This is a genomic window from Claveliimonas bilis, from assembly GCF_020892095.1.
Classification (GTDB): domain Bacteria; phylum Bacillota; class Clostridia; order Lachnospirales; family Lachnospiraceae; genus Claveliimonas; species Claveliimonas bilis.
The window spans coordinates 808647-825365 of record NZ_AP024845.1 but is presented as its reverse complement, the minus strand read 5'-3'; the positions used below and the strand labels follow the sequence as shown (position 1 = coordinate 825365).

The 16719-nt window shown below is 45.5% G+C and carries 10 protein-coding genes, 7 tRNA genes and 1 rRNA gene; 14 read left to right on the top strand and 4 right to left on the bottom strand.

The window, feature by feature from the left end; genetic code table 11:
• The first annotated feature begins 204 nt into the window (after window positions 1–204).
• The 3 genes from EUBC25_RS04110 to EUBC25_RS04100 all read left to right on the top strand — a co-directional run bounded on the left by EUBC25_RS04110 (window position 205) and on the right by EUBC25_RS04100 (window position 4626).
• Window positions 205–3092, top strand: a 23S ribosomal RNA gene (locus EUBC25_RS04110).
• Between the two features lie 81 nt (window positions 3093–3173).
• A tRNA-Asn gene (locus EUBC25_RS04105) sits at window positions 3174–3246 on the top strand.
• Between the two features lie 171 nt (window positions 3247–3417).
• The gene (locus tag EUBC25_RS04100; protein WP_230106940.1) at window positions 3418–4626 is read left to right on the top strand and encodes an LPXTG cell wall anchor domain-containing protein; all 1209 of its coding nucleotides are present in this window, start codon (window positions 3418–3420) and stop codon (window positions 4624–4626) included.
• Between the two features lie 39 nt (window positions 4627–4665).
• Here EUBC25_RS04100 and EUBC25_RS04095 read toward each other — a convergent pair whose 3' ends face one another.
• Together EUBC25_RS04095 and EUBC25_RS04090 are read right to left on the bottom strand one after the other, a co-directional pair.
• The gene (locus EUBC25_RS04095; RefSeq protein ID WP_230106939.1) at window positions 4666–5793 is read right to left on the bottom strand and encodes a glycerate kinase family protein; all 1128 of its coding nucleotides are present in this window, start codon (window positions 5791–5793) and stop codon (window positions 4666–4668) included.
• A gap of 133 nt (window positions 5794–5926) precedes the next feature.
• Window positions 5927–7060 carry a CdaR family transcriptional regulator gene (locus EUBC25_RS04090; RefSeq protein WP_230106938.1) on the bottom strand — a complete coding sequence of 378 codons (1134 nt, stop codon included), beginning with the start codon at window positions 7058–7060 and terminating at the stop codon, window positions 5927–5929.
• A 258-nt stretch (window positions 7061–7318) separates the two neighbouring features.
• Between EUBC25_RS04090 and EUBC25_RS04085 the strand changes: the two genes are divergently transcribed.
• From EUBC25_RS04085 to EUBC25_RS04045, 9 genes are all read left to right on the top strand, one after another.
• Window positions 7319–7390 (top strand) — tRNA-Glu (locus tag EUBC25_RS04085).
• A 46-nt stretch (window positions 7391–7436) separates the two neighbouring features.
• Window positions 7437–7509: transfer RNA gene (locus tag EUBC25_RS04080), tRNA-Thr, on the top strand.
• A 26-nt stretch (window positions 7510–7535) separates the two neighbouring features.
• A tRNA-Ile gene (locus EUBC25_RS04075) sits at window positions 7536–7609 on the top strand.
• A gap of 56 nt (window positions 7610–7665) precedes the next feature.
• Window positions 7666–7739, top strand: a tRNA-Asp gene (locus EUBC25_RS04070).
• A 5-nt stretch (window positions 7740–7744) separates the two neighbouring features.
• Window positions 7745–7817 (top strand) — tRNA-Val (locus tag EUBC25_RS04065).
• Window positions 7818–7838: 21 nt separating this feature from the next.
• A tRNA-Leu gene (locus EUBC25_RS04060) sits at window positions 7839–7924 on the top strand.
• 269 nt (window positions 7925–8193) lie between these two features.
• The gene (locus EUBC25_RS04055; RefSeq protein WP_230106937.1) at window positions 8194–8763 is read left to right on the top strand and encodes an aldo/keto reductase; all 570 of its coding nucleotides are present in this window, start codon (window positions 8194–8196) and stop codon (window positions 8761–8763) included.
• 18 nt (window positions 8764–8781) lie between these two features.
• Complete coding sequence (locus EUBC25_RS04050; protein ID WP_230106936.1) at window positions 8782–9789, top strand: NUDIX domain-containing protein; 1008 nt, start codon at window positions 8782–8784, stop codon at window positions 9787–9789.
• Window positions 9790–9885: 96 nt separating this feature from the next.
• Complete coding sequence (locus EUBC25_RS04045) at window positions 9886–10182, top strand: hypothetical protein (RefSeq protein ID WP_230106935.1); 297 nt, start codon at window positions 9886–9888, stop codon at window positions 10180–10182.
• 96 nt (window positions 10183–10278) lie between these two features.
• Here EUBC25_RS04045 and EUBC25_RS04040 read toward each other — a convergent pair whose 3' ends face one another.
• Window positions 10279–11613, bottom strand: a complete 1335-nt coding sequence (locus EUBC25_RS04040; RefSeq protein ID WP_230106934.1) for a M18 family aminopeptidase — start codon at window positions 11611–11613, stop codon at window positions 10279–10281.
• Complete coding sequence (locus EUBC25_RS04035) at window positions 11606–12340, bottom strand: HAD family hydrolase (RefSeq protein WP_230106933.1); 735 nt, start codon at window positions 12338–12340, stop codon at window positions 11606–11608. Before EUBC25_RS04035 ends, EUBC25_RS04040 begins: the two co-directional genes overlap by 8 nt.
• 153 nt (window positions 12341–12493) lie before the next feature.
• Here EUBC25_RS04035 and EUBC25_RS04030 point away from each other — a divergent pair, with 153 nt between their 5' ends.
• Together EUBC25_RS04030 and EUBC25_RS04025 are read left to right on the top strand one after the other, a co-directional pair.
• Entirely contained in the window at window positions 12494–12901 is a 408-nt protein-coding gene (locus EUBC25_RS04030; RefSeq protein WP_230106932.1) for an alpha/beta hydrolase, read from the top strand.
• Between the two features lie 175 nt (window positions 12902–13076).
• A complete protein-coding gene (locus EUBC25_RS04025; protein WP_230106931.1) occupies window positions 13077–16649 on the top strand; it encodes an ABC transporter ATP-binding protein/permease in 3573 nt (1190 codons plus the stop codon).
• Window positions 16650–16719 lie beyond the last annotated feature (70 nt).

Genomic DNA, 16719 nt, shown 5'->3' with positions numbered 1-16719 from the left:
ACAAAGTAAAAAATTGGCCGAAAGAACCAACACATGTAACGCTATACATGTGAGCCGTAGTATTGAAAGCCCCTCGAGAATTGAAATTCTCTCGGTGACATTTGCTTCGCAAATATCACTGACGAAACAAGATCTTTCTTTAGAAAGCAAGCTTTCCCGAAAGATCAGTCCCGTCAGGATGCTTTCGAAACTATTTGGCAAGTTGGTTATGCAGAAAAGAGCACAGGGTGGATGCCTTGGCACTAAGAGCCGATGAAAGACGTGATAAGCTGCGAAAAGCTTCGGGGAGGAGCAAATATCCAATGATCCGGAGATATCTGAATGGGGAAACCCGGCGGAGAAAAGCTCCGTCAGCGTATGGTGAATCCATAGCCATGCGTGGGGAACCCGGTGAACTGAAACATCTAAGTAGCCGGAGGAAGAGAAAGAAACATCGATTTCCAAAGTAGCGGCGAGCGAAATGGAAAGAGCCCAAACCAGCGTGCGTGCATGCTGGGGTTCGGACCGCACAATTGATTCAACAAGTCTAGCAGAATGGTTTTGGGAAAGCCAGCCAGAGAGGGTGAAAGCCCCGTAAGCGAAAGATAAGTTGACAAGGCGGGATCCAGAGTACTACGAGACACGTGGAACCTTGTAGGAAGGAGCGGGGACCACCCCGTAAGGCTAAATACTCCTTAGTGACCGATAGCGCATAGTACTGTGAAGGAAAGGTGAAAAGGACCCCGGGAGGGGAGTGAAAGAGAACCTGAAACCCTGTGTTTACAAGCTGTGGAAGGACTATATAGGTCCGACCGCGTACTTTTTGTAGAACGGTCCGGCGAGTTACGCTGGCTGGCGAGGTTAAGTCCTTAAGGGATGGAGCCGAAGGGAAACCAAGTCTTAATAGGGCGATGAGTCAGTCGGAGTAGACCCGAAACCGGGTGATCTATCCATGTCCAGGTTGAAGTTGCCGTAAAAGGCAATGGAGGACCGAACCCACATCCGTTGAAAAGGGTGGGGATGAGGTGTGGATAGGGGAGAAATTCCAATCGAACCCGGAGATAGCTGGTTCTCCTCGAAATAGCTTTAGGGCTAGCCTCACACAAGTCTTACGGAGGTAGAGCACTGAATTTCCTAGGGGGCGTCAAAGCTTACCGAAGAATATCAAACTCCGAATGCCGTGTAGATGGTGTGTGGGAGTCAGACTGTACGAGATAAGTTGGACAGTCGAAAGGGAAAGAGCCCAGACCTGCAGCTAAGGTCCCAAAGTGTGTGTTAAGTGGAAAAGGATGTGGGATTTCAAAGACAACCAGGATGTTGGCTTAGAAGCAGCCATACATTAAAAGAGTGCGTAATAGCTCACTGGTCGAGAGGTCCTGCGCCGAAAATGTCCGGGGCTGAAACACACCACCGAAGCTCAGGAATGTATTTGATACATTGGTAGAGGAGCATTGCATACGGGAAGAAGCAGTACCGGAAGGAGCTGTGGACTGTATGGAAGAGAGAATGCCGGAATGAGTAGCGAGAGGAAGGTGAGAATCCTTCCGGCCGAATATCCAAGGTTTCCAGAGTAAAGCTGATCTGCTCTGGGTAAGTCGGGACCTAAGGCGAGGCCGAGAGGCGTAGCCGATGGACAACAGGTTGAGATTCCTGTACTACGATATGACAGAACTGTGGGGACGCAGAAAGAGAGCACTACCGGGAATGGAGAGACCGGGGCAAGCGAGGTAGGAGGCAGGTAGGCAAATCCGCCTGCCAATCTGAAGACGTGATGCATACCGAACTAAGAGTAGGGAAATGTGTGAGCTGGCTGCCAAGAAAAGCCGCTATTGTTCATATCGTACCCGTACCGTAAACCGACACAGGTAGATGAGGAGAGAATCCTAAGGCCGACGGGAGAAGCATTGTTAAGGAACTCGGCAAAATGACTCCGTAACTTCGGGAGAAGGAGTGCCTGGGAGACCAGGCCGCAGAGAATTGGCCCAAGCAACTGTTTAGCAAAAACACAGGTCTATGCGAAACCGAAAGGTGAGGTATATGGGCTGACGCCTGCCCGGTGCTGGAAGGTTAAGGGGAGAGGTTAGCGCAAGCGAAGCTTTGAACTTAAGCCCCAGTAAACGGCGGCCGTAACTATAACGGTCCTAAGGTAGCGAAATTCCTTGTCGGGTAAGTTCCGACCCGCACGAAAGGCGTAATGATTTGGGCACTGTCTCGACAATGCACCCGGTGAAATTGAAATACCAGTGAAGATGCTGGTTACCTGCGCCAGGACGGAAAGACCCCATGGAGCTTTACTCCAGCTTGATACTGGGATTCGGTATTGCATGTACAGGATAGGTGGGAGGCTAGGAAGAGAAGACGCCAGTCTTTTTGGAGCCGCTGTTGGGATACCACCCTTGCAGTGCTGGGTTTCTAACCTGCAGCCGTGATCCGGCTGGGGGACAATGTCAGGTGGGGAGTTTGACTGGGGCGGTCGCCTCCGAAAGGGTATCGGAGGCGCTCAAAGGTTCCCTCAGAATGGTCGGAAACCATTCGAAGAGTGCAAAGGCAGAAGGGAGCTTGACTGCGACACCGACGGGTGGAGCAGGTACGAAAGTAGGACTTAGTGATCCGGTGGTATAAAGTGGGATTGCCATCGCTCAACGGATAAAAGCTACCCTGGGGATAACAGGCTTATCACTCCCAAGAGTTCACATCGACGGAGTGGTTTGGCACCTCGATGTCGGCTCATCGCATCCTGGGGCTGAAGTAGGTCCCAAGGGTTGGGCTGTTCGCCCATTAAAGCGGTACGCGAGCTGGGTTCAGAACGTCGTGAGACAGTTCGGTCCCTATCCGGCGTGGGCGTAGGATATTTGAGAGGAGCTGTCCTTAGTACGAGAGGACCGGGATGGACTGGCCGCTGGTGTATCTGTTGGCTTACCAAGGCCATGGCAGAGTAGCCAAGCCGGGAAGGGATAAACGCTGAAGGCATCTAAGCGTGAAGCCCCCCTCAAGATGAGATATCCCTACGAAAGTAGTAAGACCCCTTGAAGACGACGAGGTAGATAGGGCAGAGGTGGAAGTGTGGCAACACATGGAGCTGACTGTTACTAATCGGTCGAGGGCATAACCAAGGAAGGTTCAAAAAGGCTGGAAGATGGATAGATTTCTTGTATGTGGTTTTGAAGGTACATATTAATTGATTAATTAAATATTCCTCCTTAGCTCAGTCGGTAGAGCACTCGGCTGTTAACCGAGTTGTCGTTGGTTCGAGTCCAACAGGGGGAGCTGAAAACTCACAAACGTCAGTTTGTGAGTTTTTTATTGTATATACGATTAGTACTCAAAGAAAAGATTAAAGGCATATCTCACATAAAAACTTGTGCTTCCTATGAAAATATAGTAATATTATATATAACTGTAAATCGTTTTGATACTTTATGAAAAAGGAGGGGAAACATGAAGAAAATAAAGACCATGTTAGCATGTCTTTTGGTATTAAGTCTTTTTATGGGAATGCAGGTGAGTGCACAGGAAGGGACAAAAGCACCGGAACTGTCTGCATCCTTGACCAGTGAGTTGAAAGATGGGAAGGCTGAAGTGGGAGATGTTCTACAGTTTACGATCAAGCTGAATATACCTGAAGCCAATGCAAATCTGGGTGGTGCATTTCTTCGTTTCATTGTAAGCGACACAGAAGATATGAACAGCAGAACGGGGATGCCGGAGATGAAGGTCAATGAAGACCAGAAGATTTTGTCAGACATAGGTAAAGTAAACGGAATGGCAACAGCCAGGATTTCAGCTGGATCTGTTGGTACAGTAGAAGCGACAGTGAGCCTTACCGTTACGGAAGATATGAAAGGGAAAGCCTTGTTTTACCAGACAGATATCCGGACAGACGGAGGCACGGAATCGGAAACTTTGGCAAAGACTGCAGTACAGCAGTTTACAGTTGCGGAAAATGAGTCTCAGGAGACCATTGCTAATGTGGCACTCGCTGCAGATATAGAAGCAGAGGATATGGATAATCTTCCGCGGAATGAGGCGACTTCTGTAAAACTTACGATTACCAATATAGGAACCTCAAATGTATCGCATATGTATGTGATGGGCGGATATAATGAGACCGGATGGAATGATCCGGATCAGGTTCAGCCATTTGGAAGTTTTGTCAATTTGCCGGATGGCGTGACGCAGCCGGAGAATGGAACACTGTATATAGAGGAATTTGTACCGGGAAGTACATTTACGATAACACTTCAGGGAACGATTCCGGAAAATTATGCTAAGAAAGACATTGCATTTTGTTTTGCTGCAGTGTCTTATGGCAAAGCGGATTTCGATCCGGAAACTGATACGCCGATCATGGCTGCAACAACCAGCATAAGCGGTAAGGTGGCGGATAAGGTAACTGAGAATCCGGAACCGGGTACTCCTGGAAAGGATGACCCTTCTCAGACAGATCCGGATACACAAAAGCCGACCGGCACAGATACTAATAAAGGGACAGCAGATCAGACAAAGCCGCAGGCAACAGTACAAAAGACTGTGAATAAAAAAGCAGCGCCTAAGACAGGAGACGAAAGCTCGGCAATGGCAATGATCATGATAATGGCAGCGGCAGGAGCAACTGCGTTAATTGCCAGAAAAAAATCCAGAGCATAGTGTAAGAAAATAAGTGAAATGAAAACACAGGTTATCCGGCTAAATCAGCCGGATAACCTGTTCTATTGTCTGACGAATATTTTCTTTTGCTGTGTCCGGATCCATCGCTTCTTCCAGCGTTGTGATTCCGCGGACAACGGGGAAGAAAGCATCGATTCCGGCAGCGTTGCAGGCGCGGGCCTCTTTGGTAACACTTCCGGCAATTGCGATCACCTTTGCATGATATTTGTGAGCAAGCTTGGCAACTCCTACAGGAGCTTTTCCCATGGCGGTCTGATGATCCAGTCTGCCTTCTCCGGTAATGACGATATCAGCGTCTTTTAATTCCTCTTCAAGTCCTACTGCATCAAGAATGAGGTCAATTCCGGGAGAAAGCTGTGCATCCAGGAAGGAAAGGAAGGCGAAACCAAGGCCTCCGGCAGCTCCGGCTCCGGGATAGTTTATATAATCGCATTTCAGAGAAGAAGAAACGACAGCGGCAAAATGAGCCATGTCTTTATCCAGTCCTTCTTTCATCTCATCGGTCACACCTTTTTGCGGTCCGTAAATATAGGTAGCCCCGTTTTCTCCGCATAAAGGATTTGTGACGTCACATGCGATCTGAAAATGACATCCCTCTAAAAGAGGGTTCTTGTTTTCAATGCGGATAGAAGCAACCTTGGCAAGAGCCTGTCCGCCTTCACCGGCATCCATACCGTTTTCATCCAAAAACTCAAATCCAAGAGCTTTCAGCATACCGATTCCGCAGTCATTTGTGAGACTTCCTCCGATACCGATAATAAAATTGCGGCATCCTTTTCCTATTGCATGCAAGATCATTTCCCCGACGCCGTAGGTTGTCGCCAGCATAGGATTGCGTTCTTCTCTGCTTACAAGAGTGATTCCGGCTGCAGAGGCCATTTCAATAATTGCAGTATTGGAATCTGCCAGATAGCCGTAATAACAGGACTGGGGGTTTCCCATAGGTCCGGTAACGGTGAGGTCAATTCTCTGTCCATTCATACCTTCGATCAGTGCATCGGTAGTTCCTTCGCCCCCGTCGGCAAGCGGCTTTACAACGACTTCAGCTTCCGGATCAGCAAGAAGGATTCCCTCTTTTGCGGCAGTTCCGGCTTCCATGGAAGACAAACTTCCTTTAAATGAATCAATGGCAGTTACAATTTTCATAAAGTCTCCTCCGTTTTTCATATTCTTTTATACAAGTTTAGCATGAAGGAACGGGCAAAAAAATATATTTTATAACAAAAAAAGAAAAAAATATGTTATAAGTAACAAAAAAGTTTGAAATATAAGATGTATGTCATGGAAGAATAGTATCGTCATGCAGGGGTGTATCATCAAAGGGCTCTTCCCCGGGAATGTCAAGAAGCTTTACCGCGAGATAGAGAATCACGGAATCATGAAAATTCCGGGGATTCAGGCCGCATAAGCGATGGATCCGGTTCAGCTTATACTGCAGCGTATTTTTGTGGAGAAAGAGCTTTTGGCATGTGTGAAGCAGAGAACAGTTTTCCTGAAAGTATGTCCGGAGAAGCTGAATATCTTCAGGGGAAAGTTTCTGAAGAGATTTTTTAAGAAAACTTTTTCTGTGTATTTCATCAATATCTGTCAGAAGGATCTCCAGATTTAACTCATCAAACAAAGCAATCTGATGATCGGAGAAGCGAAGGGTGTTTAAAGCCGTTTTTGCAGTGTAGAGAGAAGAGCCTAGTTTCGGGAGCTCTTCGGCGCTTCCGATGCCGACTTTAAGATTTTCTTTTCTGGAAGACACAAAGGAAGAAAGTCTGTCTTTTATCTCTTTTAAGTCCGGGGAGTCAAACAGAACTGTGAAAGTATGGGGATATTGGTAGCTGTACAGACACTGCGGGAGCGTTTCCAGAAAATGATAAATATCAGTCTCCAAAGAAGAAATACTTTCCGGAGCTGAAGAAGCTTTGAACTCCATAAGAAAAATCCGCTTTGGCGTCCTGGGATTAATATGGAAAGCTTTGAGCTCTTCTGACAGGCGGGCTGTCAGTTCCCGGTCATTGGAGAGCAGAAGCTGAAGAAGATGATTTTTTTTCTCGGCAAGTGTCCGTGAAGCGGCGTTTAGTTCCTGCTCACGGATGAGCAGCAGAGTAATACGCTCCGCTAAGTGAGCATAAATCCTTACCTCCTGTGGATCTCCGCTGATTCCGATTACAGCAGCTAAAGAACCTTTGTGATATACAGGGATATTCACTCCTTTTTGGGTTCCAAGAAGGGTATCGGATTCAAAAACTTCCAGAGTAGTGCCAGCGGAGATTACTTTTTGTCCTCCTTCATGGAAAGTTCCGATCCGGGAGGGATTTGTGCTGGCAAGAATAAGCCCCTTTTCATTAATAAAGTTAATATCATGTCCGCAGACATCTTTGACAGTGTCTACAATCTGCTGTGCGGTTGTTTTATTGATCATATTAAATATACTCCTGCTATATAGAATTATGTTATATGTAACATGATTATGGGGGAATGTCAATGTTATTAAGGTGTGAAAGAACGAAAAGCAAGTATTCATATAGTAGAGGAAAAAGAAAGGTCTCCGACTAAAAAATGGAATTTAAATTTTCATTCAAAGTTTTCGAAAAAAAGCTTGCCAAACAGGTTCGTATATGATATTATATTACTCGGTCAACTGATGTTCCGCATTTAAAGAACAGAAGAGACTGGATATGGCTCCATGGTCAAGCGGTTAAGACATCGCCCTTTCACGGCGGTAACCCGGGTTCGATTCCCGGTGGAGTCACTTACCAATATCAGACAAATTGATATGGTGTAATTTCCAAGATAATGCCGATGTGGCTCAATTGGCAGAGCAGCTGATTTGTAATCAGCAGGTTATCGGTTCGAGTCCGATCATCGGCTTTAGTCCTCAAAGGGACTGATAATTTGGACCTTTAGCTCAGTTGGTTAGAGCAACCGGCTCATAACCGGTCGGTCCTGGGTTCGAGTCCCCGAAGGTCCATTGCATGAAGTACCTGAAAATGGTACGGAATGTTTATAATAATATTATAGTAATAAGGCCCAGTGGCTCAGTTGGTTAGAGCGCCGCCCTGTCACGGCGGAGGTCGAGAGTTCGAGTCTCTTCTGGGTCGTCTGTGGGATCTTAGCTCAGCTGGGAGAGCATCTGCCTTACAAGCAGAGGGTCATAGGTTCGAGCCCTATAGGTCCCACTTATCTCATTATTGAGATATGCCGCAGTGGCGGAACTGGCAGACGCACAGGACTTAAAATCCTGCGGGACTAACCTCCCGTACCGGTTCGATTCCGGTCTGCGGCATGTGGATAAGAGTAGGAGAAATGTTGGATTTGCAGCGTTTCTCTTATTTTTTTACATTAAAAAGTTTTATTTATCATAGTTCTAATGTAAGGTCAGCGTCAGGGAGAATTATATTCAAGGTTCCATGATCGCAGACAATTGATTCCCTGCTTTAAACTCGATATAATAAGGACAGAGTAACTTTTTGACAGGAGGGAAGAGCATGGCATATTTTGAAAAGGTGAAAAAGAATTTTGGTTTTGGATGTATGCGCCTGCCGATGAAGGGCGATGAAGTGCTATGAGGTCTGTGTCCGCCATAATAAGCCGGTCATTGTTATGGAGCCGGTCAAAGGCGGTAACCTGGTTAACCTGCCGAAGGAAGCGGGGAAAGTTCTGGATGATCTGAAGGGAGGGTCCCATGCCAGCTATGCGATCCGGTTCGCAGCCGGCTTTGACGGGATCATGATGGTGTTATCCGGTATGGGTACAATGGAACAGCTTGAGGATAATATCAGCTATATGAAAGATTTTCAGCCCCTCGATGAAAGGGAACTGGCTGCAGTTCAAAAAGTTCAGGAAATCTTCCGCAGAATGAATCTGATTCCCTGTACAGCCTGCCGCTACTGTATTTCCGGATGTCCGATGGGAATCCCGATCCCGGAGATGTTTGCTGCAATGAACACGCAGAAAATTTATCAGGATTGGAACAGCAGTTGGTATTATGAAATACATACAAAGGACAGGGCAAAAGCTTCCGACTGTATTAAATGCGGAAAATGTGAGGAGGTCTGTCCGCAGCATTTGAAGATCAGAGAGCTGCTGGAGATGGTATCTGACCAATTTGAGAACAGACAGTAAAAAAGGAGAGCGAGTATATTGAACTACTGTGAGGAATGCGGAGGGAGACTGACCATGAAGGAATGCGGGACAGATGGAATGATTCCATACTGTGACGCGTGTCAAACATTCAGGTTTCCTATGTTTAACAGCGCCATATCGGCGATTATATTTAACCCGGATAAAACGAAGATTCTTCTGATCCAGCAGTATGGAAAAAAAGATAATATTCTGGTTGCCGGGTATATCAGCAAAGGAGAAAATGCAAAGCAGGCGCTGCTTCGGGAGATAGAAGAAGAGGTCAATCTTAAAATTTCCAGTTATATCTATAATGATAATGAATATTTTGAAAAGACCAATACATTAATACATAATTATGCAGTGACAGCAGAAAGTGAAGATTTTTCTCTGACGGATGAAGTGGATCGGGCACAGTGGTTTGCGGTAGAAGAAGTATTGGAAGCAGTGAAGCCGGATTCTCTTGCGAAATCCTTTGTCGAAAGATATCTTAAGAAGATCGGAAAGGGAAAGACGGATGAGCGAAAGACAGGGCAGGAAGAAGTCCGTAAGATCCTGGAAGAGGCTGTGCATAAGCTGTATGAAAAGGACCGATATTTGATACTTGACAGACCGGAAACAGAGGAAGAAGGACGTCATGTGGCAGAGAGGAGTATTGTTTTTCGTTTTGGACATTATCTTCAGGAGATTCTGGAGCGCAGTCAGATTCTGACGGATTTATCTGTGGACTGTGAATACAACCGAAGAGGATATGAGCCCAAAATGCTTTCACGGATCGGAAGCAGTGTAAGTCCGGATCTGATCGTCCATCACAGAGGGGATCACAGCAATAATTTTCTTGTGATGGAATTTAAAACATGGTGGAATAGAGATCAGAAGTATGATGAGGCTAAAATAGATGGATTTATGGATCCGGATGGCGGATATGCCTATCAATACGGAATTGCGCTCTGTATCGAAAAGGAGGAAAAAGATACTCTAAGGCAGATCCGGGAAAACCTTTTGTACAGGGGAAAAAGTTTTGTATAGAAAAATGATAAAAAACGTGTTTCTTTTAATGTTCTTTTAATTTTTCACTGTTATATTGATTACAACAAAGAAAAAGAAAGACGGAGGAATAAAATAATGAAGAAAATATCAAAAAAGACAATTGGAATTATTATAGGAGTTGTAGCGGCAGTAATTATTATAGCGGTCATCGCTATTATGGCATTTCGGATAGATATTGCAGAGGCACAGCAGATCGCACTGAATCAGGCAGGCGGCGGAGAGATCGTGGAAAGCGAAGTAAGCAGCGAAGGGCTGTGGAATGAATACAGCTACACAGTAGTAAATGGAGATACATGGTATCAGGTTGATATTTCCGGATTTGGAACGGTAGAGGAATTAGAGACAGGAAGCGGAGATACCTGGAAAAACTAAGGCAGAACAGTAAAAATTTAAGATAGCATTTAGAAAGAACTGATACAAAAGGGAGGCGGAAATATTTCTGCCTCCACTTTTATTTGAAGGATAAAATTATGATTTCCTGGCGCCTGCCTCCACAGTATAGCGCCCGTCCTCCAGACAGCAGATAGAACTTTCATAAAAGGTTCGGACAGCACGGATCAGATAGTCAGTGTCTTTCGCTCCCGCTGTCTCATATGGAGAGTGCATAGATAACTGTGCAAGGCCGATGTCCACAGTATTTAAGGCAACCTGTGTATTGGAGATATTGCCGAGTGTGGAACCGCCTGCCATATCTGAACGATTCAGGAAGGTCTGATATGGTACATCTGCAATCTGACAGATTGATTTAAAGACGGCAGCGGAAACCCCGTCTGTCGTATATTTTTGATTTGCGTTGTATTTGATGACAATTCCCTGATTCATGGCAGGACGGTTAGTGGGATCCGCCTTTTCAGGCAGATTTGGATGAACAGCGTGTGCATTGTCAGCCGAGAGCATAAAGCTGGATGCCAGCATAGCGTAATAGTCCTGCTGCGTTTTCCCAAGGCAAATACAGATCCGTGTCAGGGTATCCTTTAAAAAGGAAGAGGCGGCGCCCTGCTTTGTGCTGCTTCCTACTTCCTCATTATCCAACATACAATGGACGGCGATACCGGAATGAACATCAGCAGACAATAGCCCCATAAGAGAAGCATAGGCGCACTGCAGATCATCCAGCCTTCCGCAGGAAATAAATTGGCGGTCAGCTCCCCAGATGGTGCCCGGGGTACGGCTGTAAAGGAAGAGATCATGTCCGATGATCTGTTCCGGATCGACGCCGGCTGCTTCAGCGATCTGTTGAAAGAAGGTATTTTTATCAGAAAGATCACCGTATAGAGGAAGCATATCTTTCTGCGGATCATAGCGGAGACCATTATTGGCATCCCGGTTCATATGTATGGCAAGATTGGGGATCAGAAGGAGATCCCGGTCAATGTTAACTAATTTGGTGACAATAGTATTCCCGTTGCGGATAAGGACGCGCCCTGCTACGGAAAGGGGACGGTCCATCCAGGGAGCCATCAGCATGCCGCCGTATTTTTCCACATTCAGCCGTACATATATGTCGCCGGAAGGCAGTTCAGGATTCTCCTTAATCTTGAAGGAGGGAGAGTCACTGTGACTTGCCGTAATATGAAAATTGCCAGGATCATTTTGAGGCAGGCAAAAGGCAATGACAGAGGAAAGATTGCGGGTTACGAAATAGCGTCCGCCGGGCGTGAGAGTCCAGGGCGTATTTTCCTGAAGCATCTGAAAACCATTAGCCTCAAGCATTTCTTTTGTTGTCTGGGCAGCGTGGTAGCTGGTAGGACTCTTTTTTATAAATGAAAATAACTGTTCGATTGTATTCTTTTTATTATTCATGTGATAGAAACCTCCTGATAAACTGAAGCAGGGAAGAATAATCCCCCTGGGGATAGCTGCTGATATCTGCATTTTTTGTATTGATCAGGCAGTCAGTGAGCAGAAAGACTTGGATCCCCAGCGTTGCTGCCGGCATATCTTCGCTTACATCATTTCCAACCATGAGGCATTCTTCCGGTTTCAGATGGCGCTTGGTCAGAATCTCCTGGTAGTATTCCGGGGAGGGCTTGCAGCGGGAAGAATTTTCATAAGTTGTAATATAAGAGAAATCTGAGGGATCAAGGCCCGCCCAGCGCACACGGCTGCAAGTTGCAATAGCCGGGAACAAAGGAGTGGTGGCAAGGATGGTGTCAAGCCCATGTTCGCGGCAGAAGTGAACAGCTTTTTTGGCATCAGGAGTGAAACCGCAGACATTTTGCACTGCTTGAAATTCCACGCGGTAGAATTCTTCGAAAATGTCTTTGAGTTTTGAAGCTTCTTCCTTTTTATAGGCAGTGCTAAGAGACTCCCAAAAGATTTCTTCATTAAGGCGGGAACTCTTATTTGTATGAATGGCGTGTATCCCCTTTCCTATATTGTCTAAAACGGCATTTCCATCATATCCGCAAAGATTCATTTTTTGGGATAGTCTCTGGAAATAGTCTTTCATAAAAAGTTCCAGCTCCATAGGAAGCAATGTCCCGTCTAAATCGAATAAAACAGTGGTTATTTTCTGTGTGGGTTCCAATGTGATTTCCTCCAGTTTTGATCGTCAATAATATTTTAATATTTGTACATTAACGCTATTATAATGCGAAATTCAAAATGAGACAATGCCGGAATATAAATTTCCCAGGGGCTGGAAGAAGCCTACCAGACTTTGATGTGGGCAGAAGAAAATGTGAAGAATTATGGAGGAGACAAAGAAAATATTCATGTGTGCGGAGACAGCTCGGGCAGCAATTTTGCGGCAGCTGTGGCAGCTATGTCGGCAGACAGAAGCGGACCAGGTATACGGAGCCAAAATCTTGTATATCCTCTGGTGACAAATTGGGAAGAGGAAAAGAAAGATCCTCTGGCATCTCCGCTTTTGAAAGAAGATATCGGCAGAATGCCTCGCACTTGTATCATTGCAGCGGAGTGTGATCCTCTTGTGGATCAGGGTCTTATGTATGCAGCAAAATTGCAGGATGCAGGTGTAGAGGTGGAATATCATATGATGAAAGGAATGATACATGGATTTTTAAACTGGACTTACAGAAGCAGTTTTGAGGCCATGGATCGGATTATTGAAAACGTGAACAGATAATATGGGAAAAAACGAAACAGCCCTCCTGCAGGGCTGTTTTTGTGATGCGGAAAAAAAGAAACTTTTTTGTGAATAATATGGTTGTGAATTGAAAGAAAATCACCTATACTCTTATCATACGGGTAATTTTATTATTGTGCGGGGGGGCGTACATAATTAAAAGGGAGATGAAGGCATGCTTAAAATTCAACATATCCGTAAAGAATACAGAACCGGGAATCTGGTTCAGAAAGCCCTGGACGATGTCAGCCTGAATTTGAGAGATAATGAATTTGTGGCGATTTTAGGACCAAGCGGATCGGGGAAAACAACACTTCTTAATATTATCGGCGGGCTGGACCGCTATGACAGCGGCGACCTGATCATTAACGGCATTTCCACAAAAAAATATAAAGATAAAGACTGGGATTCCTACCGGAATCATACGATTGGATTTGTATTTCAGAGTTATAATCTTATTCCTCACCAGAGCGTACTTTCCAATGTGGAGCTGGCATTGACAATTTCAGGAGTAGGCCCCGCAGAGCGAAAAGAAAGAGCAAGAAAAGCATTGGAACAGGTAGGGCTTGGAGAGCAGCTTCACAAAAAGCCAAGTCAGATGTCAGGCGGGCAGATGCAGAGGGTTGCTATTGCAAGAGCCCTGGTGAACGATCCGGATATTCTTCTGGCAGATGAACCTACAGGGGCGCTGGACAGTGAAACCAGTATTCAGGTTATGGAACTTCTCCAGGAGGTGGCAAAAGATCGACTGGTGGTTATGGTTACTCATAATCCGGAACTGGCAGATGAATATGCTACGAGAATCGTGAAATTAAAGGATGGACAGATCAGGGCGGATTCCGATCCTTTTGAGCCGGAAACGGAGCCGGAAGAACCACGGCATGAGAACATGGGAAAGGCATCCATGTCTTTTCTGACGGCTCTTTCTCTAAGTTTTAACAATCTTAAGACAAAAAAGGCCCGCACGATTCTGACGGCGTTTGCAGGCTCCATCGGAATCATTGGAATTGCTCTGATCCTGTCATTGTCAAATGGAGTGAATGATTATATCCAAAGTGTGGAAGAAGAAACCTTGTCGGAATATCCGCTTCAGATATTGAGCACAGGTTTAGATCTTAGTTCCATGGTAGAAGATGGATCTGGCGGCGCGGACAGTTCCGGACAGACAGAAGAAAAAGCCGGGGATATAGAAGTTATTGATGTGCTTACCAATATGTTTTCCACTATGGATACGAATGATCTGCAATCCCTGAAAACCTATCTGGACAGTGGAGAGAGCAATATTGACCAGTATGTAAATGCCATTGAATATTCCTACAATACAACACCTCAGATTTATCGGCAGGACGGAGAGGACATCCGGCAGGTAAATCCTGATCAATCCTTTGCTTCTCTGGGGCTGGGATCCTCATCAGCTTCAAACAGCATGATGTCTTCTATGATGAGTACAGATGTATTTTATGAAATGCCGGAGGATACAGATCTCTATGAACCACAGTATGAAGTAAAGGCTGGAAGATGGACTGAAAGATATGATGAATGCGTGCTTGTCCTTACCTCTGGCGGCGGTATCAGTGATTTTATGCTGTATTCCATGGGTCTTAGAGATTCTATGGAGCTGGATGAGATGATCCGCCAGTTTGCCAATGAGGAGGATGTGGAGATTCCTTCAGATATGGGCTCCTATACGTATGAGGACATTCTGGGAGTGACATTTAAGTTGGTAAACAGCTCCGATTATTACGAGTATGACAGTCAGTACAAGGTATGGAGAGATAAGACAGATAACGAAGAATACATGAAAAACCTGGTAGATAAGGGTGAGGACTTAAAGATTGTAGGAGTGGTACAGCCGGCAGAGGATGCCAAAGGAACACTTCTTATGACCGGGATCGGATATATGCCGGATCTGACAAAACACGTTGCACAGAAGGCCAAGGACAGTGAGATTGTTCAGAATCAGTTAAGCAATAAAAACATTAATGTCTTTACGAATGAACCTTTCGGGGAAGAAAGCGGCGAGGATCAGTTTGATATGGATTCTCTTGTTTCGGTCAATGCAGATGTACTTCAGGATGCTTTTGGCTTCAATGAGGATGCCTTTAGCGAAGGGCTTCAGGGAGCGTTTGACCTTTCGGAAATGCCGGCGGGCAGCAGCCTGGATCTGTCAAATATGATTGATCTGAAAAATATTAAACTGGATATGCCCGATGCCCCGCAGCTTGGACTGGATGAACTGATGGGAAGTATCAAGCTGGATATGTCGGCAGAAGAGTTGGGACAGATAGTAACAGGACTGCTTTCTGGTTACCAGGAGTATGCGGCTTCGCATCCGGAGGCGGATTATTCTACTCTGGGAGAGGATTTTCTTGCCTACCTTAATACAAGTGAAGCACAGGAAATCCTGATCCGGAATATACAGGATATCATTCAGACAAATGGAAATATTACTGCAGTGCCGGATCAGATAAGAAGCATGTTTCAGGAAATTCTCCAGGGATATCAAAGTTACGCTGAAGCACAAGGGTACACAGATCCTGATAAATTTGATGAATATCTTTTAGAGTATCTTGGAACATCTGAGGCACAAAGCATTTTGTCAAAATGGGGTTCTGAAATTTTCAAGATCAGCGGAGATATCAGTATAACTTCAGATCAGATTGCAAAACTGGCAGAAGAGCTGGGGAACGGATATCAGACTTATGCGGCGGCAAACGGTCTTGCAGATCCCAGTAAGATGGGAGAACATTTTATGGCGTATCTGGGGACAGATGGGGCACAGAACCAATTGACTGAGGCTATGCTTAGTATGGTGGATGCCGATAGACTGGAGCAGCAGATTTCCGGTTCTCTTGAAGCATATATGCAGCAGGCAATGGCTTCCTATGGCGGAACCGTTGCGCAGTCTCTCCAGACACAGATCGGATCTGCTATGGAACAGATCATGGCCCAGATCAGCACCGGTATGACAGACGCTATGAGTCAGGCGGCGGCAAGAATAGGAACAAATATACAAAATGCACTTACGATTGATGCAGATGCATTTGCCAATGCGTTCACTATGAATATGAGCGGACAGGAATTTGCAGAGCTGATGATGTCCATGAGTTCTGCAGAAAGTGCTTCTTATGAAGGAAATCTTCGGGATTTGGGGTATGTGGACTTTAATGTGCCAAGCCAAATTGACATATACCCGAAAGATTTTGAGAGCAAAGAAGGAGTTGTAAAAATTCTGGATCATTATAACGCTGACATGGAGAAGGCGGGCAAAGAAGAACAGGTAATCACCTACACTGATATGGTAGGCGCATTGATGTCTTCTGTAACAGATATTATTGATATTATCAGCTATGTACTGATTGCTTTTGTAGCGATTTCGCTCGTTGTTTCATCGATAATGATCGGAGTCATTACTTACATCAGCGTGCTTGAGAGAAGAAAAGAAATCGGGATCCTGCGGGCGATCGGAGCATCAAAGGGAAATATTTCCCAGGTATTCAATGCGGAAACTTTCATTATCGGCCTTTGCGCCGGTGTATTGGGGATTGTGATCACACTCCTTTTGCTGATTCCGGGTAATGCGCTGATCCATTATCTGGCGGGGACAACGGATGTCAGCGCAGTACTTCCTGTAGGGGCCGCATTTATTTTGATCACATTGAGTGTTGTACTGACTTTGCTGGGCGGACTGATTCCGTCTAAAAAGGCTGCCAAGAGCGATCCGGTGGCGGCGCTTCGGGCAGAATAGATCAAAAATACACAGGGTATAACTTAATTTGACACGTAGTATTTTTTAACTTTACTACGTGTCAAACTGC

What these genes read in the sequence shown, in the direction of transcription:
- EUBC25_RS04100 (WP_230106940.1), top strand. Translation starts at nt 3,418, where the DNA reads ATGAAGAAAATAAAGACCATGTTAGCATGTCTTTTGGTATTAAGTCTT.
- EUBC25_RS04045 (WP_230106935.1), top strand. Translation starts at nt 9,886, where the DNA reads ATGAAGAAAATATCAAAAAAGACAATTGGAATTATTATAGGAGTTGTA.
- EUBC25_RS04040 (WP_230106934.1), bottom strand. Translation starts at nt 11,613, where the DNA reads ATGAATAATAAAAAGAATACAATCGAACAGTTATTTTCATTTATAAAA.
- EUBC25_RS04095 (WP_230106939.1), bottom strand. Translation starts at nt 5,793, where the DNA reads ATGAAAATTGTAACTGCCATTGATTCATTTAAAGGAAGTTTGTCTTCC.
- EUBC25_RS04055 (WP_230106937.1), top strand. Translation starts at nt 8,194, where the DNA reads ATGAAGTGCTATGAGGTCTGTGTCCGCCATAATAAGCCGGTCATTGTT.
- EUBC25_RS04090 (WP_230106938.1), bottom strand. Translation starts at nt 7,060, where the DNA reads ATGATCAATAAAACAACCGCACAGCAGATTGTAGACACTGTCAAAGAT.
- EUBC25_RS04025 (WP_230106931.1), top strand. Translation starts at nt 13,077, where the DNA reads ATGCTTAAAATTCAACATATCCGTAAAGAATACAGAACCGGGAATCTG.